Origin of the sequence: Marinoscillum sp. (assembly GCF_965229915.1) — a bacterium.
In the GTDB taxonomy this organism is placed as follows: domain Bacteria; phylum Bacteroidota; class Bacteroidia; order Cytophagales; family Cyclobacteriaceae; genus Marinoscillum.
In genome coordinates this window covers 2,613,693-2,637,549 of record NZ_CBDDJZ010000001.1, presented here as the reverse complement: position 1 = coordinate 2,637,549, position 23,857 = coordinate 2,613,693, and the positions used below count along the sequence as shown (strand labels likewise).

Sequence of the window (23,857 nt, the reverse complement as noted above, 5' to 3'; positions counted from 1 at the left end):
ATTTATTGATACAAAGGAAACTTTTTCATCCACTCGTTGATCGCAGATTTCACTTCCTTCAGTTTTGCTTCGTTATCATGGTTGGTAATTACTGTGTCAATAAACTCCACTGTTTTTTCCATGTCGGCTTCTTTCATGCCACGCGTAGTGATGGCTGCCGTACCTACTCTGATACCAGACGTAATGAACGGTGATTTGTCATCGAAAGGAACCATGTTTTTATTGACGGTAATATCTGCACTGACAAGTGCTTGCTCAGCGTCCTTACCGGTAATGCCTTTGCTGCGAAGATCCAGTAGCATCAGGTGGTTATCGGTTCCACCAGAGATCAGATCATACCCTTTGTTGATAAAGGCCTGAGCCATTACCTTGGCATTCTTTTGTACCTGGAGGACATATTCCATGTATTCATCAGATAAAGCCTCTCCAAAGGCAACAGCTTTAGCAGCAATAATGTGCTCCAAAGGACCTCCTTGTGTGCCTGGGAAAACGCCAGAGTCCAAAATTGAACTCATTTTTCGCACTACTCCTTTAGGTGTTTTGATTCCCCATGGGTTTTCATTGTCTTCTCGTACCATGATCAGGCCACCTCGTGGACCTCTTAGTGTCTTGTGAGTGGTGGTGGTCACTATATGGCAGTGATCCAGCGGATCATTCAGTAGCCCCCTGGCAATCAAACCCGATGGGTGAGAAATATCTGCAAGCAATACCGCACCTACTTCGTCTGCGATGGTTCTAAATCGCTCATAGTCCCAATCTCTGCTGTAAGCCGAAGCTCCACATATGATCATCTTTGGCTGAACTTTTTTAGCGGTTTCTTCCACCACGTCCATATTGATTAGTCCAGTTTCTTTTTCTACACCGTAGAAGTGGGCATCATAGTATTTTCCCGAAAGGTTAACTGGAGAGCCATGCGACAAGTGACCTCCATGTGATAAGTCAAACCCCAGGATGCTATCACCCGGTTGGAGACAAGCCAGAAATACTGCGGCGTTGGCCTGGGCTCCGGAGTGCGGTTGTACGTTGGCCCAGCTGGCACCAAAGAGTTCTTTAATTCGCTCAATGGCTAATGTCTCCACCTCATCAACTACTTCACACCCACCATAGTATCGCTTCCCTGGGAGACCTTCCGCATATTTGTTGGTCAGTACACTGCCAGCAGCTTCCATCACCTGGGGTGAAGTAAAGTTCTCCGATGCGATCAGTTCAATCCCTTCGATTTGTCTTTTCTTTTCAGCTTCGATTAAGGCAAATAGCTTTTCGTCTCTTTTCATGTCCTATGTGGTTTTACCTGCCGGGGTAAAGCGGGTAGGTGGTTTAGTAATTGAGCGCCAAAATTAGTGGAACACCCTCACTTTACCAATCTGAATTTTGCTCGTTATTCTTATGGCAAAAGGTTATTTTAGCTTTTCAAATTTTTAGGAGATCGTGATGTTAGATGACTTAAGAAAGCGTATAGATGAAATAGATGATGAACTCATCAAGCTGCTCAATAGCCGTATGGAGATTGTCAAGGAAGTTGGGGCTCTCAAACGAAATGACAAAAGTGCTATTTACAGGCCTGAGAGAGAAAAAGCTATTGTAGACAGGCTTGAAGCCAACAGCAACGGAATACTTAATCGGGCGGCAATCGAGGCGATCTTTTTTGAGATTTTCGCGGTAAGCCGAAATTATGAACTTCCAGAGCGGATTGCCTACCTCGGTCCAGAGGGTAGTTTTACTCACCAGGCAGCAGAAAGTCGCTATGGAGCCATGAGTGATTACATTCCTCTGGATACTATTCCATCTGTGTTTGAGGCGGTGAAAACCTCAAGAGCACGATTTGGGGTGGTTCCTATTGAAAACAATCAAGAAGGGACTGTTCAGGAGACAATAGATCTGCTGGCACAGCACAAACTGACCATAGCCGCGGAAGTGGTGCTACCTATTCACTTTGCCTTTGCCAGCAAAGAGGATAATCTGGAAAATGTGCAGGTAGTATACTCACGAGATATTGCATTCAGACAGTGCAAAAATTTCCTCAACGACTATTTCAAGCATCCAGTGAAACTGGTGCCGGTGAGTTCAACTAGCCGTGCCTGCCAGATGGCGGGAGAGGAAGAAGGTGCAGCTGCCATTTGTGCGCCAATAGCGGCGAGGCAATATGGGCTTCCCATTCTGTATCAAAACATTCAAGACTCGGCGGACAATCAAACACGCTTTTTGATCATCAGTCAAAATTTTGTCAATCAAATGAGTGGCCAGGACAAGACTTCTGTGATTGCTAAACTGCCCGACGAGCCAGGATCGTTGGTGCGCTTCCTTCAGAATTTCCAGAATGCTGGTATTAACCTTTGCAAGGTGGAAAGCCGACCCGCTAAAAAAGGAACTACTTTCAAGTATGTGTTCTTTGTAGAATTCGAAGGACACTTCCATGAAGAGAAAGTTCAGAATACAATCAAACCTTACGCGGACAATCTGATGTGGCTGGGAAGCTACGTACAGATCTGCTAGACCTATAAAAACTAAAGTCATTGGCGAAGACCAAAACAGCTTATTTCTGTCAAAACTGTGGTGCTAATTCTCCCAAATGGATTGGTAAATGCCCTGCATGTGGTGAATGGAATACCTATGTAGAGGAAGTGGTTTCGAAATCAGGAGGAGCTTCCGACAAGGAAGTTTGGCAGGATGATTCGAGACCAAGAAATAAGCCAACCAGGATTCAGGAACTCCAATTTGATGATCAGCGCCGGATTCGTACGGGAAGTATCGAGCTGGACCGGACGTTAGGTGGAGGAATTGTGCCAGGATCGCTGGTGCTAATAGGTGGTGAGCCGGGTATTGGCAAATCCACCTTGCTCTTACAGATGTCCATCCACATGAAGAATGTGAAGACCTTGTATGCGTCTGGTGAAGAGAGCCTGGAGCAGATCCGGATGCGAGCCGAACGTATCGGGATTCGCGCCGAGGATTGCTACTTGCTCGCCGAAACCTCTCTGGCTGATATACTGACACATGCGGCTCAGCTTAAGCCGGATGTACTGATCGTTGACTCCATCCAGACCCTTTATACAGATGCCATCGAAGCGTCGGTAGGTTCTATTTCACAAGTCAGAGAGTGCACAGGCAAATTGATGAAATATGCCAAACAGACCAATGTGCCCGTTTTCCTGATCGGCCATGTCAATAAAGATGGAGCGATCGCCGGGCCAAAAGTGCTGGAGCATATGGTAGATACGGTCTTGCAGTTTGAAGGGGATCGCCATTTGTCTTATCGGATTCTTCGTACGTCCAAGAATCGTTTTGGGTCTACTTCCGAGATTGGCATTTATGAAATGCGAGAGTCTGGCCTCAGAGAAGTAACCAACCCATCAGAGGTACTTATCTCTCCGCGTGATGGTTTTTTAAGTGGAGTAGGAATTGGCGCTACCTTGGAAGGTAATCGGCCACTACTTATAGAAGTACAATCTTTAGTTAGTCCTGCCACTTATGGCAATCCACAGCGAAGTACTACTGGCTTTGATGTGAAGCGACTTAACATGCTTCTGGCTGTTTTGGAAAAGCGTTTGGGTGTTCGTCTGAGCACTCAGGATATTTTCTTAAACCTCGCTGGAGGTATCAAAGTGAACGATCCCGCATTGGACTTATCCATTTGTGCAAGTATATATTCTTCATTTGACGATGTGGCTATTCCTAGTTCGGTGTGTTTTTCGGCAGAAGTTGGTCTGGGTGGTGAGATCCGCGCAGTTAACCGGATAGAATCACGAATTACCGAAGCAGCACGTTTGGGGTTTGCAGAGATTTATGTCTCCAAACACAACATCAAAGGTGTAGATTTATCGAAGTTTGACATCAAAGTAAAAGCATTCACACGGCTGGCAGATGCTTTTCAGGATTTGTTCTCCTAGTTGTTTTTACGACGTTTCTTCTTGTCTTTGGGGATAGGTGAGCTCCTTTTGGTTTTCACCTTGCGGTTACCCGACGGAATTGGATCTGACTTACCCCCTCTTACTTTTTTGCTAGAAGATGGAATCGGATCACTTTGACCTCCAGTTACCTTATTGTCACCAGTAGGGATCGGTGCGCTTTTCACTTCTCCGTTGAAATTCTCATTTTCACTAGGGATGTCTGACCCCGGGTTGGTGTAATCCTTTTTCTTTCTGCGATCTTGTTTCCTTATAATCGTATAGATACCTTCCTGGCCTTTGACTTTTACTTTGCTTCCAAGGAAACTGTTGGAGGAGGCGCTGTTTGTAGCTCTCTTTTGGGTTCCGGCAGCAAATGGAGAATCTGATTTGTCTTTATTGCGCTTGCCAAAAATGAAGTTCATTCCTACTCTAAAATCGAAAGCTTTGGCTTTTGTCAGGTCGAAATTCCAAATGTGATCTACGGCCAAATAGAGCTGAGCTGGCCCACCTTTTACTGCCAGTGCCGCCCCAATATTCATAAACTGCTGTGGAAGTCTGGTCACACTTGCAGATCCAGTGAAGACTTTTCCGAACTGATGTCTGTATCCCACACCTAGTAGGTAATTCAGGCGTCCCTTAATATATCTGGTACCAAGTGACCCTACCACATCGCCTCCTATTGGTGTTTTGTATGACATGCTAGCGTACATTTTTGGATTGAGCATGGTGGTGTAAGTGTCCTGAGTTTTTACCACACGGTCTTTAAACCGGTTGATCAGAGAGTCCTCAATATTCTGTTCCAGATTGGATGGTTCACGTAGATCCAATCCTGAGTAGCGCATCACTGTATCGGGAATGGTGTAATTGGTAATGTCTTCTTTCCAGGAAATAAATCCCAGATCCACGATAGATGCAGAAACGTTCACATACCTGTTGAGCTCCATGGAGAATCCCAGGTCAGTAGCAAATCCTTTGTTAGGGTTGTTGATCAGATGAGATCCAATATCACCAGATTTACCCTGCAATATGTCAAAACCACTGGTTCTTAAAGCTGCGTCCCGTAAGTCTAGGTCCAGCCGATAATCTACGTTGTTGGTGGTAAGCTCTGCTGTATATTTTGAAGTGCTCGCATTGGCAAAACCCTGAAGATATTTCAACCGGGCGCCAACAGAGATTTTATATCTTGGGATCGCACCGGCAAACCCCACACCGATTTCACGAAAATAGGAGGCAGAGGCAGCTGTCTTATCTATACGAACCGCTTCGCCTAGCTGTGACAGGTTTCCGTCGATTCCAAATTCCATCAGCTGACGGGTATAGATGACGTCTGCTTCGACACGTTCGTTGGCAAAGAGTGAGAAATTCAGTCCATTGTCTGTAGAGTAAGCAACATGTAACAGGCTGATGTCCAGACTGGTACTTACATAATTATTCCTCTGAAGAGATGAGAGAAAGGTGTTAAGGTTGATTTGATTTCCGCCAGATTCACCTTTAGTGATGACATCTGAGTAGTCAAACTTGTTGTTGATATTGACATGAACCCCAGAGAGTGCTGGCAGGCCTATAAATACTTTGCCTTCTGGAATGAATGATGGATTGTAAAAACTGTTTTGAAAGGTAGTGTTACCAAGGTTAAAGAAGCTGATTCCTGTCTGTGCACTGATAGTGAAGCAAAAGAACAGCCCGACTATGAACCATGCAATATGTTTTTTTAACCTCATAGTTCAATGTTCAGTTTGCCTACTGCTGATACCTTAATGTCGATCTTGTAGTCAGCCAATACTTTTACAAAAACATCCCGATTGCCTTTTGGTGTATTGAGCGTCAGAATCAGGTTCAGCTTTTTACCGACTTTGAGAGCTTCTATACCATCCTTGTTTAGTGGTACGTCTGATACTTGCTTTCTGCTCTGCGTTACTATCCCTTGTAGGTTCAGGAATGGAATTTCTACAATCAGGTTAGAGGCTACTTCATGAAGGATGCTATCATTTTCATTCAGAATCTGAAGTCCAAGCTGTGCAGAAAAAGGAAATTCATTTTCTGTGACTACTCGTATGCTCACCGAGTCGGTCTCGTCAAAGCTAAGTCCATCACCCAGGTCAAAATCAATCTCTCTGGTGAGATTATCTAATGAGAGCTCTAGTGGCAATTTCATTTCAATGTTGGTGGAGATTCTACTCGTATCCATCACAAAGTTGGATGCTGAAGCGTCCTCGGGGTTGGTCAATGCCGTGAGACTAAAACCAATGGTGTTTGGTGATACTCCTAAGAGTTCTCTAAGTGAGGAGTTTTCTGGATTAAGGGTAACCACAGAAGCCACAAACTGGCCTGGTGACGCTGCTGCGTCTACCACTTGCGGATCCACAGTGGCATCTCCTTGCAAATAAATGGTGTCATTACCTGAGACCGCACTGTCCACAGCATACATGCCATCAAACAAAACACCCATAGGCAGCCCAAAGGAGCTGCTGAAATAAAAATTGATTTCTGGACTGCCAAATCGGAGTCCACTTTCACCAAGATCGGAGAAGAACTTCACGTCAAGGGTTTCATTCCCTACATTGATACGGTCCTGACCAAACTTGCCATAGAGAATTTCAAATTCCTGATCTTCGTAAACCAGCGTTATAGCAATGCTGTCATTCTGAGCGATAGACTCCCCTGGGTTGAGGAAGATAGAAATATCCGCATCTAAGGAAAAGGTGTTGCCCTCAGTTTCTGAAAAAGCCAAGAACGTCTTATGTCCAGAAAGATCAATGGATGAGGAGGCACTTGAGTTGCCTGCAAGGTTACCTGAAAACTGAACCGGCGTGTCATTGGACACCCGGCGAGTATTCTGGATAGCTATATCATAAGAAATGTCCTGTGACAAATACGAACTCACGGTTAGCGTCATTTGGCCAGCCTTGTAAAAGACACTGTCCACCTGCTTATTGTCCTCAGAAGGATAGTTAAATGTGAAGTTATCCAGTACCTGTATCACCTGACTTTCACTGCTGGCAGGGGTAGCATCCACATAGATTGATTCAGAGTTCAGTACATCATCTATGAATATGATGTCTTCGCCAGAGTCAAAACTTGCGGTATCATAATAATTCAATTGAATAAGCGAGGTGCTGTCCTCCTGAAGATCCAATGAAGTATCCCCGATCTTGTCGATCAGTTCTCTCATGGTGTAGGAGATGGTGCCAAGAGGGATGGCAACAGTCTGCTGTAGTTTTGGTTTCTCAAGATCAGAGAAATCAAGTTCGTTTACGTTGCACGCTAGGCACGTAAAGAGTATCAAGGCGGTGATCAGAATGTTCTTCACAACTACAAAATTGGTAATTTTCAACTAAAGCAAGATCTTTTTTTCTGCTTTTTCATTATAACCCGCAATCCCCTGCAAACCCCCAGTATGAAGGACAAGAATCTTTGAATTAAGTGGAAAAAACTGGTCTTTGATTAGTTTACTAACGCCAAAATACATTTTCCCAGTGTAAATCGGGTCCAATTGCAGGCCATTTTTCTGTTTCGTTCGATTAATGAAGTCAATTAGCTCATCGGTTACCTTACCATACCCACCAAAATGGAAGTCTTTGATGATCTGGTAGTTAGTCTCGGTGATGTCAAACTGTTGACACAGCAGCGCAAACTCTTGATCTATCCACGCACCCTTCAAAGAGGAGATACCTATCACCTCTGACCTCCCTTTTAATCCTTTCAGCACACCTGCCATAGTACCACCCGTTCCTACCGCTGTGACCACATAGTCATAGTGCTCCTCCAATTCCCACACGATTTCTTCACAGCCTTTGATCGCCAGGTGGTTCGTTCCTCCCTCTGGCAGCACGTAATAGTCGTTATAATGAGGTATCAGTTTCGGGTCGGCTTTCAATGTGCGAAACAATTGTCTGTCCACAAACCGAAGTTCCATGCCATTAGCCGCAGCTTCCCGCAGTGTATGATTCGAGTCAGTAGAGAGCTCATCTCCTCGGATGATGCCAACAGATGGGAGTCCGCACTCCCTGGCAGCAGCGGCCGTGGCAGCAATGTGATTGGAATAAGCTCCACCAAATGTCACTAGAGTGCTGGAGTCTGACTTTTGAGCCTCGATCAGGTTGTATTTGAGCTTGCGCCATTTGTTTCCCATTATTTCAGGGTGAATCAAATCCTCTCTTTTGACCCATACTTCTACTTCATGTTGGTCAAAATCAACTGACTGGATTCGCTGTACTGGAGACGGGATGCTCACCATAAGACGAAGTTAGATAAATTTGCCCCATGAGTGAGATAGAAGAAGAGTCGCAGGAAGAGGAGTTGTTTGAGCATCACCACATTGTGGCTGACCCTAGGCAAGAACTTTTGCGTATCGATAAGTTTTTAATGGATCGTTTGCCAAACGTGACGCGTAATAAGGTGCAGCAAGAAATTAAGAATGGTTTCGTGAAGGTCAATGGTCAAGCCGTGAAACCAAATTATAAAGTACACCCCGGAGACTCGGTTCATGTCTATTTACAAGAGCCTCCCAGGGAGGATGAGGTCATTCCAGAAGATATCCCCATCAACATTGTCTACGAAGATCAACATTTGCTGGTGGTCAACAAAGATGCTGGAATGGTGGTACATCCTGCCCATCAAAACTGGTCTGGGACACTAGTAAATGCACTTGCTCACCATTTTCAGAATTTGCCCGAAATGAAGGGAAATGAAGGTCGTCCGGGACTGGTCCACCGAATCGACAAGGATACTTCAGGCCTGCTCGTGATTGCCAAGACAGAGCAAGCCATGAATGGTCTGGCCAAGCAATTCTTTGATCATAGTATCGAAAGGACCTATTATGCGCTGGTGTGGGGAGAGCCTGATCCAGCTGATGGTACTATAGATGTACATGTGGGCAGGAGTCTAAAAGATCGCAGGGTGACGACAGCTTTTCCTGACGGAGATTTTGGTAAAAATGCCATTACCCATTTCAAAACATTGAAAAACCTCCGCTATGTATCACTAATCCAATGCAATCTCGAGACTGGTCGGACTCACCAGATCAGAGCGCACATGAGGTATCTCGGACATCCGTTGTTTAACGATGCATTGTACGGTGGAGATCAGGTTCTGAAAGGAACGGTATTTACTAAGTACAAGCAGTTTGTTCAGAATTGCTTCAAAGTGATGCCAAGACAGGCTTTGCATGCTAAGACCCTTGGGTTCGTTCATCCGGTCACCGGCAAACAGGTACAGTTCGATTCCGAATTACCGGAGGATTTTAAGAGCGTGTTAGACAAGTGGGAGAGTTATGTCACCCACCACAGTGAGTCCGAATAAATATTCGTTGACTTAATATTACATTCTTCATAGATGTGATTCTCCTATTCGCTTCTCAATGATGATTTTGAGAATTTATGAGTTGATCTATTATCAGATTCTTAACAATTAACTGATTCAATGCCTGTATCGTGCATTTATTCGCTCTGTGTGAGCTATGATATTTATAAAATTATTGGTAATTTCTGTGCGACTAACCAACCACTAGACTCAGATGTTACGAATTACACAATCTATTCTGTGTGCATCCCTGCTGTTATTTGCATTTAGGAGTAACGCACAAGATGATTTAGCTACTTACAACAAGGCCGTGAAATACATGGATCAGGAACAGTACGATCTGGCAATCGAATCGTTCAGTTACATCCATGATTATAAAGATGCCAACTATCGCTCGGTCTTATGTGCGATGCTCAGTCATAAGTACCGAAACACGCCGATCGACAAGCTCTTGGCATTTGAGGGTGCTCCAGAAGCAGGCTCGTTGTTTCATTACTGGGTAGGCCTTGTTCAGCTAAAACGCTTTTTGCTAGCCGAGGCAGATCAATCATTCAATCGATTTCTAAATGAAGTAGCTTCTGTGGACGGATTGGATGAATACAAGGCAGATGCGAATGCCAAGTTGAAGTTGATCATAAGCGCCTCCGATCAGTCTTCTATATTTCCTTTTGAAGGGCCTATCAATTCGCGAAATGCTGAAATGCCCGGGGTCCTGCTGGCAGACGAAAGTCAATTGGTTTTTCTGTCCGACCGAAATAGTGAAGGCAAGTTTGAAATATTCAAAACCGACAAGACCAAATCTGGCTGGGGAAAGCCGGCGGTTATCTCTACAGTACCGATTAGCACTGAGATGCTCGATGTACTTAGTGTGAAGGAATCTCTTGTTCTTTTTGATCCAACACAGCAGCATTTATATACCGTACAGCTTTCTGATCAGGGATGGGATGTAACCGATGATGAGGATTTGCCATTTCTGAAGGATGCTAGTCATATCTACGTAAATGAATATAAAACAAGGATCATTTTTTCTAAACCCAATGGCACGAATGGTTTGGATCTGTTTGAATCATTTAAACTGAGATCTACGGGAGAATGGCTGCAACCAACACCTATCCCCGGTCTGGCAAACAGTCCATATGATGAGGATTATCCATTCTTGACAGATGATCGAAAGCGGCTGTATTTTTCATCTAACCGGCCTGGCGGTGTTGGGAAGCATGATATCTATTTTGTGGAGAAAGATCCGGAAACCAGTATGTGGAGTAATCCAGTCAATGCAGGAATCCCAATAAACTCAGTAGATGACGATATTAGTTTTTCTATGACCTCTGAGTCTAAGGCGCTGATCTCTTCCGACAGAATTTTTTCGACTGGGGACTTAGATTTGTTTGTGGTAGATGTAAAGAATTAGGCCAACACACCTAGTAAATCGTCCAGGTATTCGCGGTTATTTGATAGGCGAGGAACTTTGTTCTGCCCTCCTAGTTTACCTCTACCTTTCATCCAGCTATAAAAGGTTCCTTTTGGTACCTGATGGATAATGGGTGCAGTGAGAGCCATATCCTTATGACGTTTGGCATCATAATCGGAGTTGATCTCTCGGAGTTTTTCGTCCAGTATCTGCTTGAATCGCTCCAGGTCATCTGGGTGCTTATTAAACTCAATCACCCACTCATGACATCCCTTGGCACCTGCTTGTAAATATCTGGGCCCAGCAGTGAAGTTTTCCATTTCGGCCATGGTTCGTTCACAGGCAGCAGAGATGGCTTCCTCAGCGTTTTCAATGATAAGCTCCTCACCAAAAGCATTGATGAAATGTTTAGTGCGGCCGCTGATTTTGATGCGGTAAGGATCCACTGAGGTAAATCGGACTGTATCTCCGATTTTATATCGCCACAGGCCGGCGTTGGTGGAGATGATGATGGCATAGTTCTTCCCAACTTCCACTTCTTCCAAACTGAGCGTTTTCGGGTTTTCGTTATCCCATTCCTCTACAGGGATGAACTCATAATAAATGCCATAATCTAGCATCAAGAGCATTTCAGTGGAGTCGGTAAGATCTTGAATGCCAAAAAAGCCCTCAGAAGCATTGTAGGTCTCCATGTACCGCATGTTCTCCGAAGGGATCAGGCTTTTAAACAGCTGCCGGTATGGCTTGAAAGCCACAGCACCATGAATAAAGGCCTCCAGGTTTGGCCAGACATCCAGTATGGAATCAACACCTCTTAGTTCCAATATGCGCTCTAGCAGCACAATGGTCCAGGTAGGTACTCCGGAGATAGAGGTCACATTTTCATCGATGGTGTAATGCGCCATTTTCTCAATTTTCTCTTCCCACTCGTCCATCAGAGCAATGTCCAATGAGGGGGTTCGGACCATCTGTGCCCAAAAGGGCAGGTTTTTGATCAGGACCGCCGACACGTCACCGTAGTAAGATTTGGCGTTTTTGTCAAACTGATTGACTTGCTGACTACCACCTATTACCAGGTTTTTTCCGGTGAACATCTTGGTGTCAGGGTAATTATTCACATAGATGGAAAGTAAGTCTTTGCCTCCTTTGTAGTGACAGTCTTCGAGAGCTTCTGGCGATACGGGGATGAATTTGCTTCGGGCATTGGTAGTGCCAGACGATTTGGCGAACCACCGTACCTCTGACGGCCAGAGTACATTTTGTCTTCCTTTCATCAAGCGCTCTATGTAAGGAAAAAGGTCTTCATACGAGACGATGGGTACGTTGCGCTGGTATTCCTCACGAGTGGTGATGGACTCAAACCCATATTTTAACCCATATTCGGTTTTGGCTGCACGGTTGAGCAGAGAGATGCGCAGTTCTTCCTGCACCTCATGCGGATATTTCATGAACAGCTCAATGTCATGAATTCGTTTTTTCATGACCCAGGTCAATATGGAATTGATAATCTCCATTAATTCTTTTTTGGTCGTCTCAGCTCAAAGTTTTTGCCGAGGTAAACCCGCCGAACCTGTTCATCTGCAGCCAGCTCCTCTGGAGTACCCGCTTTGAGCAGGTTTCCTTCGAACATGAGGTAAGCTCGATCGGTGATCGAGAGCGTCTCGTCCACATTGTGATCTGTGATCAATATCCCAATGTTCTTTTCTTTTAGCTGCGCTACTATGGACTGTATTTCTTCTACGGCAATAGGGTCCACACCCGCAAATGGTTCATCTAATAAAACAAATTTTGGATCAACTGCAAGAGCACGTGCTATCTCCGTTCTTCGGCGTTCGCCTCCAGAGAGTACCATCCCAAGGTTTTTCCGCACATGTGTGAGGCTGAATTCTTCGAGGAGAGACTCCATTTTTTCTTTCTGTTCTGCTTTGGAAAGCTTGGTCATCTCCAATACAGCCAGGATGTTGTCTTCTACGGATAGCTTCCTGAACACCGACGCTTCCTGCGCCAGATACCCAATCCCCTTCTTGGCTCTTCGGTACATGGCCAGGCCAGTAATGTCCTCTTTGTCCAGAAATATATTACCGGTGTTGGGTTTGATCAGTCCCACAATCATGTAAAAGGAAGTGGTTTTTCCAGCTCCATTAGGTCCCAGGAGTCCAACTATCTCGCCTTGATTCACCGATACGGAAATATCGTTGACTACTTTTCTGTTTTTGTACTTCTTGACTAAGTGCTCTGCTCTTAATTCCATAATCTAGATTGGCCTTGCAAGATATTAAGCAATTTTTACATCCTTAATATTCAATTGCAGGCTTTTGTTTCCCCTGAAATCATTTTCCTCGATCTGGTAAGCTATGTCAAATGTTTGGTTTTGTTGAATTAGCTCGGCTTTTTCTGCCAGTCCAAATCCTATTGCTTCATAAACGAACTTAGGGTCATCTTGATATATGGAAACTTTAAGATGTTCTTCCTTGACAATTTTTGGAGGGTATTTGAGCGTGACCCCACGGGTCACAAAAACAGGCTGTTGATTGTGCGGCCCAAAAGGAGACATTTGTTTAATAATGGAGTAGTTCTTATAGTTTACAAAATCCAGTTGGACTTCCAGGTCTACGTCTATTTTTGGAGTGAGAATTTCACTGGCGATGGAGCTAGCGACGACTTCTTCAAAGCGCTGCTGAAAGGCAGGTACATTTTCGATTGGCAATGTCAGACCTGCTGCATGAGTGTGTCCACCAAACTGCTCGAGCAGGTCGCTGCACTGCGAAATGGCATCATGAATGTCAAAACCTTCAATGGACCTGGCGCTTCCGGTTGCTTTTTCTGAAGATTCGGTCAGAATAATCGTAGGGCGGTAGTACTTTTCAATGCAGCGAGATGCTACTATGCCAATCACCCCTTTGTGCCAGTCGTTTTTGAAGAGCACAGTGCTCCGTGCAATTTTCAACTGCTCGTCAGCAGCCACCATTTCCAGTGCTTCTTCTGTGATGCTCTTATCAAACTCTTTTCGTTCACTGTTTTTAGCATTGAGCACCTCGGCAAATGCTTCAGTTTCTGAAGTGTCTTTGGCCGTGAGTAGCCTCACAGAGTCATGCGCATGTGTGAGCCGTCCTGTGGCATTAATTCTGGGGCCGATATAGAACACAATGCTAGAGATATCCAACTCTCCCTTCAAGCCACTTATCTCAATGAGCGCCTTGAGTCCCGGGCAAGGTGACTGGTTGAGCTTTTTCAGACCGTAGAATGCCATGACTCTGTTCTCTCCGGTGATCGGCACTATGTCCGAAGCGATACTCACAGCCAGCAGGTCCATAAACTGGAATAGCTCTTCCAAATCAATGGAGTTTTGCATGCAAAACCCCTGGAGCAACTTGAAGCCAACACCACAGCCTGATAGTTCTTTGTATGGATAGTGGTCATCGGCTTGTTTTGGGTCCAACACAGCCAACGCGTCTGGCAATACTTCACCTGGAAGGTGGTGATCACAGATGATCAGATCGATACCATATGATCGTGCTAATGCCGCCTGATCTACTGCCCGAATGCCACAGTCCAAACTGATGATTAACCGTACCCCTTCCGCTTTGGCGTGCTCAATGCCTTGAAAGGAGATGCCGTAGCCTTCGGTGTATCGATCCGGTATATAATAGGACATTTGCTCAGAATACTTACTGAGAAATCCATGGACTAAGGATACCGAGGTGGTTCCATCCACATCATAGTCGCCATAGATTAAGATCTTCTCTTGTGAGAATATAGCGTCACAGAGCCTGTTTACAGCTCTGTCCATATTTTTCATCAGGAACGGATCATGAAGGTGGTTTAGCGAGGGACGGAAAAAGGTTTTTGCTTCTTCAAAGGTGGTGACGCCTCGCTGGAGGAGCAGTTCGGTGAGATCGACACTGATGTTCAGCGCCTTTGCTAGCGATTCTTTTGACTCGTTGTGAATTGGTTCTTTCTGCACCCACCTTTTTTCCATGATGGGAAATTAAGAAAAAATGGCAAGATACCGGTCTAGCTTTTGGAATGATTGAAAGAGGATCAGATCATGTCATCCAAATCCATTTCACCAATGAAATAGTTTTGGTACCAGTATTCGTAATCTTCATATTTCACACAGTCAAAGTCATTCTTCTCACCCAGAATAACAAAATGATTGGGCTGAATCCATCCGGAGAAAAGTGAGGACTGTGAGAAAGGCAAGTCAGATATTCTGACAATTTTGTTCCCTTCATAGTAAATAGGCGATGCTTTACGAGTCATAGAGCTATCAAATTATTATGCAAGCATACTATATTGCTGGTAATTTGCCTGCTTTCGGACATTATGTATTTGTTACGTTTGGTTAGTAGGCAATTTTGAGAATGACTTCCCCTAAGTGGATAAATGATTTATATTGAGGGTCTAAATTGCAGTATGAAGATATCCTTGAGTGAAATATGGAACTTTTCTGATCTCATTGACTCCAGTGAGAAAGGGTGGTCCTACAACCTGGTGGCTGGAGACTTTGTAGTTAGGGACATTTCACACGACATGTTAGTGGAGCTCAAGTCTGATGAGTCTTACGATACGGAGTTGCTCCCAAGCATATTCACTTTTCGGGAAATCCTCTGGCAACCAGATGTGTTTACTGAATCCGTCAGTAGTCTGCCGGGAGTGCGCATCCTCAAAGCGCACTGTGAGGAAACAATAGGCGCATATGAAGAATCAGAAGTGAACACCTTCGCTATCTATAGCCAGCTGCTGCAAGGACTGGCCCAAAGCTGTGAAAAGGCCATCACCAGTCTGGAAGAAGGTAAGCTATCAGTCAACAAGACGTTGGGCATATTTAGAACAGAAGCATTTCCTATTATCAAGTTTTTCATATTTCATCCACAAAACAGACTGGACTACTACCGCGATGCAGTCAACCGATTGAACTATGCGGTCAAGGTGATGCTCACCCAGTTTAACGGCAAATACACCGAATTAACTGATCCATTCTGGGAAGTCATCTACCAGCAGCGTAAAAAGGTCGAAAAGGCGGAGACAAAACCAACTAAGGAGAAAGAAAAATCTTAGTTTTGGCGACCGACTGTCAAACCTTAGATTTAGACACTTCGTATGTTCGAAAATAAACGTTTCCCAACCTTGATCACATGGACGTAAACCCTCAAAGTGACCGCCAGGAGCGCATTCGATTTTTCTTGCGAAATCTATTTCGTGGCATCATTTGGTTGATAGTGGTGGTGGGAGGTTACTTCTACCTGGAGGCCAACTATGATTTCACTCTCAAAGGAGTGTTGGGAGATCTCTACGACCAGCCATTGATCATCTACGGAATATTTTTCGTGTCTGAAACGGTGTTTGGAATTATTCCACCTGAGTTGTTTATGATTTGGTCTCTGAGGGATGAAGTGATGACACTATACATCGCCAATATCATCGGTTTGTCCGTGATTTCTTATCTGGCTGGTGTTCTAGGGTATTATATCGGGTCTCATTTTAGTACCACCCAGTTTTATCAGACGGTTCGGAAGAATTATTTAGGCAGATTCGAAAAACATCTAAACCGCTTTGGTGGATTCTTAGTTATTGTAGCTGCATTGACACCTTTGCCGTTTTCAGGTATTTGCATGCTAATGGGCACGGTCAAGTATCCTTATAGGAGATTCCTCGCATTTTCTACCTTAAGGTTTGCCAGGTTCATCGTCTATGCAATGATCATTTGGGAGGCTCACATCTTGTGAGTGAATTAGAGAAGCATTTCATGAAAAAAGGGGTTTTACTGGTCAATCTTGGTACACCAGATTCTACAGAAGTATCAGACGTAAGGAAATACCTGAGAGAGTTTTTGAGTGATAAACGGGTGATTGACATCCCGGCAGTACCCAGATGGATGCTAGTCAATTTGATTATAGCACCTTTTCGAGCTCCTAAATCTGCTGGAGAATACCGTAAACTATTTACCGAAAGAGGATCTCCATTGAAATATTATACGGAAGATCTTCTGGACCCTTTGAGAAAATTGCTGGGTGATGAGTATGTGGTGGAATATGCCATGCGCTATCAAAATCCATCAGTAAAGTCGGGCTTGCTAAAGCTCAAGGAAAAGAACGTCTCCAGTATCCATGTTATTCCTTTGTTTCCCCAGTATGCTTCAGCCACTACTGGTTCGGTGATTGACAAAGTGATGGATATCACCAAAACGTGGCAAATAATACCAGAGATCAAATTCACCTCACAGTTTTTAGAAGATGACAAGTTTTTGGAAGTCATTGCCAAAAATGGCCGCCAATGGATGGAGAAAACAGCTTACGACCATTTCGTATTCAGCTACCATGGATTGCCTGAGCGGCAGATACGTAAAGGCTCGGTGGGTAACCAATGCCAGCTAGGAAGCTGTTGTAGTAAGTTTCACGAGCGCAACCAGTTTTGCTATCGAGCGCAGTGTTTTCAGACTACTCGTCTGGTGGCTGAGCGATTGGGAATACCGGAAGAGAAATACACGGTTTGTTTCCAATCACGTCTGGGTAAGGACCCATGGATCAAGCCATATACAGAAGATGTGCTCAAAGAACTCGCGAAAAATGGGAAGACCAAAGTACTGGCATTCTCTCCTGCATTTGTTTCGGATTGTCTGGAGACGACCATCGAAGTAGGCCAGGAATACAAGGAAGAGTTTGAAGAAGCTGGCGGTGAGCAATGGGATCTGGTAGAGAGCCTGAATGATGATCCCCTGTGGATTGAGAGTTTGGCAGGTTTGGTGAAGGGTTAATTGATGACCAACTTTCGTTTTTCCAAACCTTGATCAGTATAGATTTCCATAAGGTAAAGCCCTTGCCTGAGTGGTGGTACTTGAAAGCCATGCTCCTCAATGCTGGCGTTATTGTAATATAATTTACCATCCAAGCCAGTGATTTTCACCTTACTTATGGAGCGACCTGTAGCAATGGATAAATCTGAGAGGGCTGAGGTCGGGTTCGGAAAAATGGAAAGCTCATCTCGAACTACCACCAGATGATCATACTCCAGAGTGTCTTGAATGTCTCCGACTATTCCGATCAGCCGGACATCAAAAACACCAGCATAATCATAGGTGACAATACCTTCGCTCCAGTAAGCTAAAGCTGGATTGCCTCCATCAAAATGCCAAATGAAGGAATCATACCCACTGCTAAGATTCTCAAAAGCAATCTGCTCGCCAGCATCAATGGTTTGCTGACTCAAGCTGATCTCGAGCGATCGACCGCATGTCTGAACTAAATCATTTACTTGTGTTCTCAGCATCGCCAATTGATCATAAACATCTTGTCCAGGGCAGAGCGTACTGCAGCCATCCTTATGTCCAGCAATGTGTCCTATAGTCCCTAAAGGATGTGAAGCACTGGCTGTAGGGTCCAGACCCTCTTTTTGCATTTTGAATGCAGCCACTTGCTGTAGCGTCATCCAGGTGTCCGAGGAAACTTCTGCCGTTTGGTAGTTTCCCAACAGGCAAATTCCCATCGTGGTGCTGTTGCGTCCACAAAAATGGGCACCCATCACATTGTCCTGCTCTCCTGCTCCAGGATCCCGACCAGCATAGAGTGCGCCATTCTGAGCGATGAGATAATTGTAGCCAATGTCCGACCATCCATTGGACTGAGTATGGTAAATGTAAATGTCTCGTACTACTTGGGTATAGTTCGTAGCTGTATTCGATCCTGCTGAATGGTGTACGATGACATGCTCTACGTCCGTAAACGTTCTGGAGTAGGAAGGTGCTGGAAGTCCATTCCGCCACTCAGCCTGAGGAATCGGGTCCAGTGTAAAGTGACACACTTCCTGATCTGTACGGGTCGGTTTTTTGAGTTTTGGAGCAGAGGCGGTATTAATCAAGTGAATGGAGCCCGCAGATTCAGAACTGATCGCTTTGATGATTAGTTGCCCATCCAATGACTTGAAGTAAGTGAAGTCTGGCGCATCAGGATCGAAAGGAATGGCTACTTTTTCTCCGTTGATTGTGAGCGTGATGAAGTCACCAAGATCTGCATTTGATTTAAATACAACCGCCGTAGTAGGCTCATCGATCAGCTTTCGGAACGATGGTTCTATTTCAAATTTGGTGATGAACTTCTGTTGACCAAGTGCCCAGAAAGACAACCCGCAAAAGACAAGAAGTAAAGCTGTTTTTCTATACACGAATTGTTAGTATTTCATTCAGTTTACTTATAACGTAATCTACCTGCTCTTTGGTATTGAACCGGCTGAATGAAAAACGTATAGCTCCTCTCATGGGGTCTGATCCCAAGGCTGTGAGCACATGCGAACCCACATTGGATCCACTGCTGCAAGCGCTACCTCCAGAGGCGGAGATGCCATTGATATCCAGGTTGAAAAGCAGCATGTCATTGTCATCACTTGGTGGCAAGCTCACGTTCAGTACAGTATAGAGACTGTTGTCCAGATCAGCCGAAGTTCCATTGAACTCTACCCCGTCAATGTTAATCTTCAACTGATCGATCATATACTGCTTCACCCCTTCAATGTGCTTACGGTGCTCATCCATATGAGAATAGGCTAGCTCAAGTGCCTTGGCCAAGCCGATGATTCCATAGACATTTTCCGTACCACCGCGCATGTTGCGTTCTTGGGCACCTCCATGAATGAACGGATGAATTTTCCTTTCGTGATTGACATACAAGAAGCCCACACCTTTTGGCCCATGAAATTTATGCGCCGATCCAACTATGAAATTGGCTTTCAGTTCTTGCAAATCATGCTTGAAATGACCCATCGTCTGGACGGTATCCGTATGGAAAATGGCTCCATGTTCCCTGGTCAGGTTGGCAATGGCATCTATGTCATTGAGCGTACCAATTTCATTGTTGGCATGCATGAGAGAGACCAGGGTATTGGGATCCTTTTTCAGTAGTTCATCTATTTGATTTAGATCAACACGTCCCTGAGGATCTAAGTCCAGTAAGTGCAGATTAACATCTCCTCTTTTGGCGAGCATCTCTACCGTGTGGAGTACTGCATGGTGTTCCAGGCCAGTAGTAATAATGTTTTTTACCCCATATTCTTCTACAGTGCATCTAATGGCTGTATTGTCTGCTTCCGTGCCACCAGAGGTGAAGAAGATTTCAGAGGGAGAAGTGTTCAGTAGGTCAGCCACCTTTTTTCGTGCCTTTTCTATTGCTGCACGTACCTGCCGGCCATGCGAATGAATGGACGAAGGATTGCCAAAGTAATTCAGCATGTAAGGCTTCATTTCTTCAAATACCGCTTCATCTAAAGGGGTGGTGGCAGCATTATCTAAATAAACTTTCTCCATTGGTTTGGGGTATGATTTAGTAACGTTGCAAAATTAATGATTTAATCTAGCGAAGCACACAGATCATGTCAGATAAGCAGATGAACCGGAAAATATTGGAGTATTTGAAGCGCATCCAGGCGATGGCCAAAACAGGACTGTCGTACACAGAAAACCCGTATGATGTGGAGCGCTATGAAGAAATGAGAGATACCACCAATGCGCTGCTGGCCGAGCTGTCGAATGCCAATTTGGATCAGGTGCAATTTCAATTTGAACAGCTGGATAACGATTACCCCACTCCCAAGGTAGATGTGCGAGGAGTGGTTATAAGAGATCACAAAATATTACTAATCCAGGAAAAAAGTGATCAAAAATGGGCCATGCCTGGTGGCTGGTGTGATATTGGGTATTCGCCCTCTGAGAATATCGTAAAAGAGGTTTATGAAGAGGCCGGATTGAAGGTGAAACCTGTCAGAGTACTGTCAGTATGGGACAAAGCCAAGCACAACCATCCCGATGATTTGCGGTCGGTTTATAAGATTAATTTTTTGTGTGAGATCGTCGAAGGTGAATTGAACGTAGGCCACGAGGCACTTGATGGTGGGTTCTTTGGGTTGGATGAGCTGCCACCTTTGTCGCTTCATCGAAATACGGAAGCGCAAATCAGGAAACTTATTGAGCTGGCCGGGTCCTTAGGGTCTATTGAATATGATTAATAGGCAATGGAGCATTTAGGAACATGTTATCATCAGCGGGGTGTGGCACTGGAAGGCTATGATCCGGTTGCATATTTTGTGAAACATCAAGCTGTTAAAGGACGACCAGCGATCAGCTTTGTATACCAGGAGCTGACCTGGTATTTTTCAGAGAATCGTCATTTGGATTTGTTCAAAGCGGAACCGGAGAAATACCTTCCTCAATATGCAGGTTATTGCGCATTTGGAGCTGCTAACGGCTACAAAGCGAAACCGAAAATGGACGCCTTTACCATTTACCATGGCAAGCTTTATCTGAACTTTGCCAAATACGTGCAGGCCAGGTGGGAAGAAGATAAAGAGTCAAAAATTACATCAGCGGACGATCGGTGGTCTATGACTAAAGACACCATCCCTATAAAAGCAAACAGGTACTTCATTTATTGGAAGTACCTGCTCTTAAAGCTTTTTGGTAAGGACCTATTTGCGTGACTAATGGGCTTAGATCCTATCTCCATTATTGGAGATCAATTCCTTAATATCCATCATGAGCTTTTGGGCCAGGTGATCTGCCGTAGACTGGCTCTCTGACTCTGCGTAAATTCGGATAATCGGTTCGGTATTGGATTTTCTCAGGTGTACCCACTCTTTATCAAACTCAATCTTCAACCCATCAATGGTCGTTGACTTATTTTTTGCGTACTGCGCTTTTAACTTCTCTAGCACTTCATCGAGATTAAGTGTCGGATCGAGCTCAATTTTATTTTTGGAAATGTGATAGCTTGGATAGGTGGAGCGAAGCATCGAAGCACTCTTTCCAAACTCTGCCAAATGAGAAAGGAACAATGCGATTCCAGCCAAAGCATCTCGCCCATAGTGCAGTTCTGGAAGAATCACACCTCCATTTCCTTCACCACCGATCACCGCCTTTTCAGCTTTCATCTCCGTGACTACATTTACTTCTCCAACTGCCGAGGCGGTGTATTGACCACCATGTTTTTCTGTGACATCTCTCAGTGCACGGGTAGAAGACAGGTTAGAAACGGTATTGCCAGGCTTCTTTTTCAGCACATAATCTGCTATTGCCACGAGCGTGTATTCTTCACCAAAAGAAACACCGTCTTCACATACCATGACCAGGCGATCCACATCAGGATCTACGACAAACCCAAGATCATATTGTCCTCCGGCAATTTCATTGCAGATGTGGGTAATATTCTCTGGGAGAGGCTCTGGATTATGTGGAAATACTCCGTTTGGCTCACAGTAGAGCTCGGTCACTTCCACGTTTAGTTTCTTCAATAGTCTGGGAACAGCAATACCTCCGGTACTATTGACAGCATCTACCGCTACTTTGAAATTGGCGGCTTTGATTGCTTCTACATTGACAAGATCCAGAGCGAGTATTTGGTCAATGTGCCAGTCGATGTATGTATCATCTTCGCGATACTCCCCAAATTTCTTTGGGTCCACGAACTCTAAATCGGCAGACTCGGCCCATTCCAATACTTTTTTCCCATCTTCAGCGGAGATGAACTCCCCATTCTCGTTGAGTAGCTTCAGGGCATTCCAACCAGATGGATTATGGCTTGCTGTAAGGATGATTCCTCCCTGGGCCTGCTCGTTGACTACTGCCATTTCTACAGTAGGGGTAGTGGATAGTCCCAGGTCTACCACATCTATTCCCTGAGCTCTGAGTGTGCTTTCCACTATGGAGCGGAACACACGACCAGAGGGCCGGGCGTCTCTACCGATAACTACTTTTGGTGAGTCGTGCCGCTCTTTGATCCACATACCATACCCGGCAGAAAACTTAGCAACATCAATTGGCGTGAGGGTCTCTCCTATTTTACCTCCTACGGTCCCTCTTAGACCTGAGATTGATTTAATTAGTGACAATCGATTATGAATATTTAGGACAAGGCGGGTGAAAGCCTGTCAGTGTTGACGATAATTATGATAATCTGCTACTGGCTTTAGGGATTGACTAGCTGAATTTAGCCATCACTTTATTTACCTCAGAATCTGAATTTCCACATGATTCGTCTCCGGTCATGGTCTTTCCACAATAGCCGCATGTCGCTCCTTCTTTATTCAGAAAAGGGCTCTGAGAAGCACATGTACCTTTAAACTCTCCATTTTTTTTGAAAATGAGGCGTACTGACATCAGCACAAAAAACAACGCAATAAATCCGATTCCAAGTAATACAGTAGCCATAGGGTTACAATTTGACGCAAAAATAAGAATATTTGTGTTCATCAGGAACCATCAGATAGATTTCTATACCCGTTAGACAAATCTTCTTTTTCCTGATCATTAAGCTTAACAATCCTAAATCATTAATGATTTCCCTATGTCCAAAATTCTGACAAAACCTGATCCCAAGAGAGCATCGAAATTGAACGCATTTGATCGGCTGCTCACGATCATGGACGAGCTACGGGAAAACTGTCCCTGGGACAAAAAACAAACGATGGAGACACTACGACACCTGACCATCGAGGAGACCTATGAACTGGGTGATGCTATTTTGGAAAACGATCTGGAGGAAGTCAAAAAGGAGCTGGGAGATTTGATGCTGCATATGATTTTTTATGCACGAATCGGATCGGAAAAAGGAGCATTTGATGTAGCTGATGTGCTCAACGAAGTATGTGAAAAACTCATCAGAAGGCATCCGCATATTTATGGAGATACTAAAGCAGAGGATGAGCAAGCAGTGAAGGAGAACTGGGAAAAGATCAAGCTGAAGGAGAAGGGCAACAAATCTGTGCTGGGAGGGGTGCCTACTTCCTTGCCGGCAATGGTCAAAGCGATGCGTATCCAGGAAAAGGCACGTGGAGCTGGGTTTGATTGGGAGAAAAAGGAGCAGGTCTGGGAGAAGGTAGAAGAAGAAATGAACGAGTTCATGGCAGAATTCAACCTTGAAGACGAAAATCAAATCGATCGTGAGAAGGCACAAAATGAATTTGGCGACTTACTTTTCTCGCTGATCAACTATTCTAGGTTTATTGATATCAATCCTGAGGAGGCTCTCGAGCGTACCAATAAGAAGTTTATCAAGCGCTTCAACTATCTGGAATCTGAATCCAAAAAAGACGGCAAAACCTTATCCGAAATGACCCTGGAGGAGATGGATAAGTATTGGAATGAAGCGAAATCTCTTTAGTTGGAACTAGCATTGTTTACTGGTATAGGGTAAAGTAAACGAAGGAGAATTCTCTTGTCAAACTCCGGGTGATCAAAAGGTCCGCCAGAATCGCGCTTTTTACTTTGAAAATAATT

At 44.6% G+C, this 23,857-nt stretch carries 22 protein-coding genes; 10 read left to right on the top strand and 12 right to left on the bottom strand.

The window, feature by feature from the left end; translation table 11 throughout:
* Window positions 1-2: 2 nt before the first annotated feature.
* Complete coding sequence (gene glyA, locus ACO067_RS11415) at window positions 3-1,274, bottom strand: serine hydroxymethyltransferase (protein WP_421874161.1); 1,272 nt, start codon at window positions 1,272-1,274, stop codon at window positions 3-5.
* Between the two features lie 154 nt (window positions 1,275-1,428).
* On the opposite strand from glyA, the gene pheA reads away from it, so the two are divergent.
* Both pheA and radA read left to right on the top strand, forming a co-directional pair.
* Window positions 1,429-2,493, top strand: a complete 1,065-nt coding sequence (pheA, locus tag ACO067_RS11410; protein ID WP_421874159.1) for a prephenate dehydratase — start codon at window positions 1,429-1,431, stop codon at window positions 2,491-2,493.
* Between the two features lie 20 nt (window positions 2,494-2,513).
* On the top strand, window positions 2,514-3,887 hold the full coding sequence (gene radA / locus ACO067_RS11405) for a DNA repair protein RadA (protein WP_421874157.1): 1,374 nt from the start codon (window positions 2,514-2,516) through the stop codon (window positions 3,885-3,887).
* On the opposite strand, the gene ACO067_RS11400 is transcribed toward radA, so the two are convergent.
* The 3 genes from ACO067_RS11400 to ACO067_RS11390 are packed head-to-tail and all read right to left on the bottom strand — an operon-like array spanning window position 3,884 to window position 8,124.
* Entirely contained in the window at window positions 3,884-5,608 is a 1,725-nt protein-coding gene (locus tag ACO067_RS11400; RefSeq protein WP_421874155.1) for a DUF5723 family protein, read from the bottom strand. The two genes, radA and ACO067_RS11400, sit on opposite strands and share 4 nt — an antisense overlap.
* Window positions 5,605-7,197: a hypothetical protein gene (locus ACO067_RS11395; protein ID WP_421874153.1), complete on the bottom strand. Its 1,593-nt coding sequence runs from the start codon at window positions 7,195-7,197 to the stop codon at window positions 5,605-5,607. Before ACO067_RS11395 ends, ACO067_RS11400 begins: the two co-directional genes overlap by 4 nt.
* A gap of 24 nt (window positions 7,198-7,221) precedes the next feature.
* Window positions 7,222-8,124 (bottom strand): 1-aminocyclopropane-1-carboxylate deaminase/D-cysteine desulfhydrase, encoded by a 903-nt coding sequence (locus ACO067_RS11390; protein WP_421874150.1) that lies wholly within the window; start codon window positions 8,122-8,124, stop codon window positions 7,222-7,224.
* A 26-nt stretch (window positions 8,125-8,150) separates the two neighbouring features.
* Between ACO067_RS11390 and ACO067_RS11385 the strand changes: the two genes are divergently transcribed.
* Entirely contained in the window at window positions 8,151-9,188 is a 1,038-nt protein-coding gene (locus ACO067_RS11385; protein ID WP_421874148.1) for an RluA family pseudouridine synthase, read from the top strand.
* 214 nt (window positions 9,189-9,402) lie between these two features.
* Window positions 9,403-10,599, top strand: a complete 1,197-nt coding sequence (locus tag ACO067_RS11380; RefSeq protein WP_421874145.1) for a hypothetical protein — start codon at window positions 9,403-9,405, stop codon at window positions 10,597-10,599.
* Here ACO067_RS11380 and ACO067_RS11375 read toward each other — a convergent pair.
* From ACO067_RS11375 to ACO067_RS11360, 4 genes are all read right to left on the bottom strand, one after another.
* On the bottom strand, window positions 10,596-12,113 hold the full coding sequence (locus tag ACO067_RS11375; RefSeq protein WP_421874143.1) for a GH3 auxin-responsive promoter family protein: 1,518 nt from the start codon (window positions 12,111-12,113) through the stop codon (window positions 10,596-10,598). The genes ACO067_RS11380 and ACO067_RS11375 overlap by 4 nt on opposite strands.
* Window positions 12,113-12,850 (bottom strand): LPS export ABC transporter ATP-binding protein, encoded by a 738-nt coding sequence (lptB, locus tag ACO067_RS11370; RefSeq protein ID WP_421874141.1) that lies wholly within the window; start codon window positions 12,848-12,850, stop codon window positions 12,113-12,115. The genes ACO067_RS11375 and lptB overlap by 1 nt, the downstream gene beginning before the upstream one ends.
* 24 nt (window positions 12,851-12,874) lie before the next feature.
* Window positions 12,875-14,578: a single-stranded-DNA-specific exonuclease RecJ gene (gene recJ / locus ACO067_RS11365; protein WP_421874139.1), complete on the bottom strand. Its 1,704-nt coding sequence runs from the start codon at window positions 14,576-14,578 to the stop codon at window positions 12,875-12,877.
* A gap of 62 nt (window positions 14,579-14,640) precedes the next feature.
* The gene (locus tag ACO067_RS11360) at window positions 14,641-14,862 is read right to left on the bottom strand and encodes a hypothetical protein (protein WP_421874137.1); all 222 of its coding nucleotides are present in this window, start codon (window positions 14,860-14,862) and stop codon (window positions 14,641-14,643) included.
* A gap of 153 nt (window positions 14,863-15,015) precedes the next feature.
* Between ACO067_RS11360 and ACO067_RS11355 the strand changes: the two genes are divergently transcribed.
* From ACO067_RS11355 to hemH, 3 genes are all read left to right on the top strand, one after another.
* A complete protein-coding gene (locus ACO067_RS11355) occupies window positions 15,016-15,660 on the top strand; it encodes a hypothetical protein (RefSeq protein ID WP_421874135.1) in 645 nt (214 codons plus the stop codon).
* 77 nt (window positions 15,661-15,737) lie between these two features.
* Window positions 15,738-16,328 carry a YqaA family protein gene (locus ACO067_RS11350; RefSeq protein WP_421874133.1) on the top strand — a complete coding sequence of 197 codons (591 nt, stop codon included), beginning with the start codon at window positions 15,738-15,740 and terminating at the stop codon, window positions 16,326-16,328.
* 20 nt (window positions 16,329-16,348) lie between these two features.
* A complete protein-coding gene (hemH, locus tag ACO067_RS11345) occupies window positions 16,349-17,356 on the top strand; it encodes a ferrochelatase (protein WP_421874131.1) in 1,008 nt (335 codons plus the stop codon).
* Here the strand turns inward: hemH and ACO067_RS11340 are convergent.
* Together ACO067_RS11340 and ACO067_RS11335 are read right to left on the bottom strand one after the other, a co-directional pair.
* Complete coding sequence (locus tag ACO067_RS11340) at window positions 17,353-18,759, bottom strand: N-acetylmuramoyl-L-alanine amidase (protein ID WP_421874129.1); 1,407 nt, start codon at window positions 18,757-18,759, stop codon at window positions 17,353-17,355. The two genes, hemH and ACO067_RS11340, sit on opposite strands and share 4 nt — an antisense overlap.
* Window positions 18,752-19,894, bottom strand: coding sequence for a cysteine desulfurase family protein (locus ACO067_RS11335; RefSeq protein ID WP_421874127.1), 1,143 nt, complete (start codon window positions 19,892-19,894; stop codon window positions 18,752-18,754). Before ACO067_RS11335 ends, ACO067_RS11340 begins: the two co-directional genes overlap by 8 nt.
* A gap of 65 nt (window positions 19,895-19,959) precedes the next feature.
* On the opposite strand from ACO067_RS11335, the gene ACO067_RS11330 reads away from it, so the two are divergent.
* Window positions 19,960-20,592: an NUDIX hydrolase gene (locus tag ACO067_RS11330; protein ID WP_421874124.1), complete on the top strand. Its 633-nt coding sequence runs from the start codon at window positions 19,960-19,962 to the stop codon at window positions 20,590-20,592.
* A 6-nt stretch (window positions 20,593-20,598) separates the two neighbouring features.
* Window positions 20,599-21,063: a YHS domain-containing (seleno)protein gene (locus ACO067_RS11325; RefSeq protein ID WP_421874122.1), complete on the top strand. Its 465-nt coding sequence runs from the start codon at window positions 20,599-20,601 to the stop codon at window positions 21,061-21,063.
* Between the two features lie 9 nt (window positions 21,064-21,072).
* On the opposite strand, the gene glmM is transcribed toward ACO067_RS11325, so the two are convergent.
* Complete coding sequence (gene glmM, locus ACO067_RS11320; protein WP_421874120.1) at window positions 21,073-22,470, bottom strand: phosphoglucosamine mutase; 1,398 nt, start codon at window positions 22,468-22,470, stop codon at window positions 21,073-21,075.
* An 88-nt stretch (window positions 22,471-22,558) separates the two neighbouring features.
* A complete protein-coding gene (locus ACO067_RS11315) occupies window positions 22,559-22,789 on the bottom strand; it encodes a hypothetical protein (protein WP_421874118.1) in 231 nt (76 codons plus the stop codon).
* Between the two features lie 136 nt (window positions 22,790-22,925).
* Here ACO067_RS11315 and mazG point away from each other — a divergent pair, with 136 nt between their 5' ends.
* Complete coding sequence (gene mazG / locus ACO067_RS11310) at window positions 22,926-23,741, top strand: nucleoside triphosphate pyrophosphohydrolase (RefSeq protein WP_421874116.1); 816 nt, start codon at window positions 22,926-22,928, stop codon at window positions 23,739-23,741.
* Window positions 23,742-23,857 lie beyond the last annotated feature (116 nt).

Excerpts from the sequence above, each read along its gene's own strand:
- glyA (WP_421874161.1), bottom strand. The coding sequence starts at position 1,274 with ATGAAAAGAGACGAAAAGCTATTTGCCTTAATCGAAGCTGAAAAGAAA.
- ACO067_RS11400 (WP_421874155.1), bottom strand. The coding sequence starts at position 5,608 with ATGAGGTTAAAAAAACATATTGCATGGTTCATAGTCGGGCTGTTCTTT.
- ACO067_RS11390 (WP_421874150.1), bottom strand. The coding sequence starts at position 8,124 with ATGGTGAGCATCCCGTCTCCAGTACAGCGAATCCAGTCAGTTGATTTT.
- ACO067_RS11385 (WP_421874148.1), top strand. The coding sequence starts at position 8,151 with ATGAGTGAGATAGAAGAAGAGTCGCAGGAAGAGGAGTTGTTTGAGCAT.
- ACO067_RS11380 (WP_421874145.1), top strand. The coding sequence starts at position 9,403 with ATGTTACGAATTACACAATCTATTCTGTGTGCATCCCTGCTGTTATTT.
- ACO067_RS11375 (WP_421874143.1), bottom strand. The coding sequence starts at position 12,113 with ATGGAGATTATCAATTCCATATTGACCTGGGTCATGAAAAAACGAATT.
- lptB (WP_421874141.1), bottom strand. The coding sequence starts at position 12,850 with ATGGAATTAAGAGCAGAGCACTTAGTCAAGAAGTACAAAAACAGAAAA.
- recJ (WP_421874139.1), bottom strand. The coding sequence starts at position 14,578 with ATGGAAAAAAGGTGGGTGCAGAAAGAACCAATTCACAACGAGTCAAAA.
- ACO067_RS11360 (WP_421874137.1), bottom strand. The coding sequence starts at position 14,862 with ATGACTCGTAAAGCATCGCCTATTTACTATGAAGGGAACAAAATTGTC.
- ACO067_RS11355 (WP_421874135.1), top strand. The coding sequence starts at position 15,016 with ATGAAGATATCCTTGAGTGAAATATGGAACTTTTCTGATCTCATTGAC.
- ACO067_RS11350 (WP_421874133.1), top strand. The coding sequence starts at position 15,738 with ATGGACGTAAACCCTCAAAGTGACCGCCAGGAGCGCATTCGATTTTTC.
- hemH (WP_421874131.1), top strand. The coding sequence starts at position 16,349 with ATGAAAAAAGGGGTTTTACTGGTCAATCTTGGTACACCAGATTCTACA.
- ACO067_RS11335 (WP_421874127.1), bottom strand. The coding sequence starts at position 19,894 with ATGGAGAAAGTTTATTTAGATAATGCTGCCACCACCCCTTTAGATGAA.
- ACO067_RS11330 (WP_421874124.1), top strand. The coding sequence starts at position 19,960 with ATGTCAGATAAGCAGATGAACCGGAAAATATTGGAGTATTTGAAGCGC.
- ACO067_RS11325 (WP_421874122.1), top strand. The coding sequence starts at position 20,599 with ATGGAGCATTTAGGAACATGTTATCATCAGCGGGGTGTGGCACTGGAA.
- ACO067_RS11315 (WP_421874118.1), bottom strand. The coding sequence starts at position 22,789 with ATGGCTACTGTATTACTTGGAATCGGATTTATTGCGTTGTTTTTTGTG.
- mazG (WP_421874116.1), top strand. The coding sequence starts at position 22,926 with ATGTCCAAAATTCTGACAAAACCTGATCCCAAGAGAGCATCGAAATTG.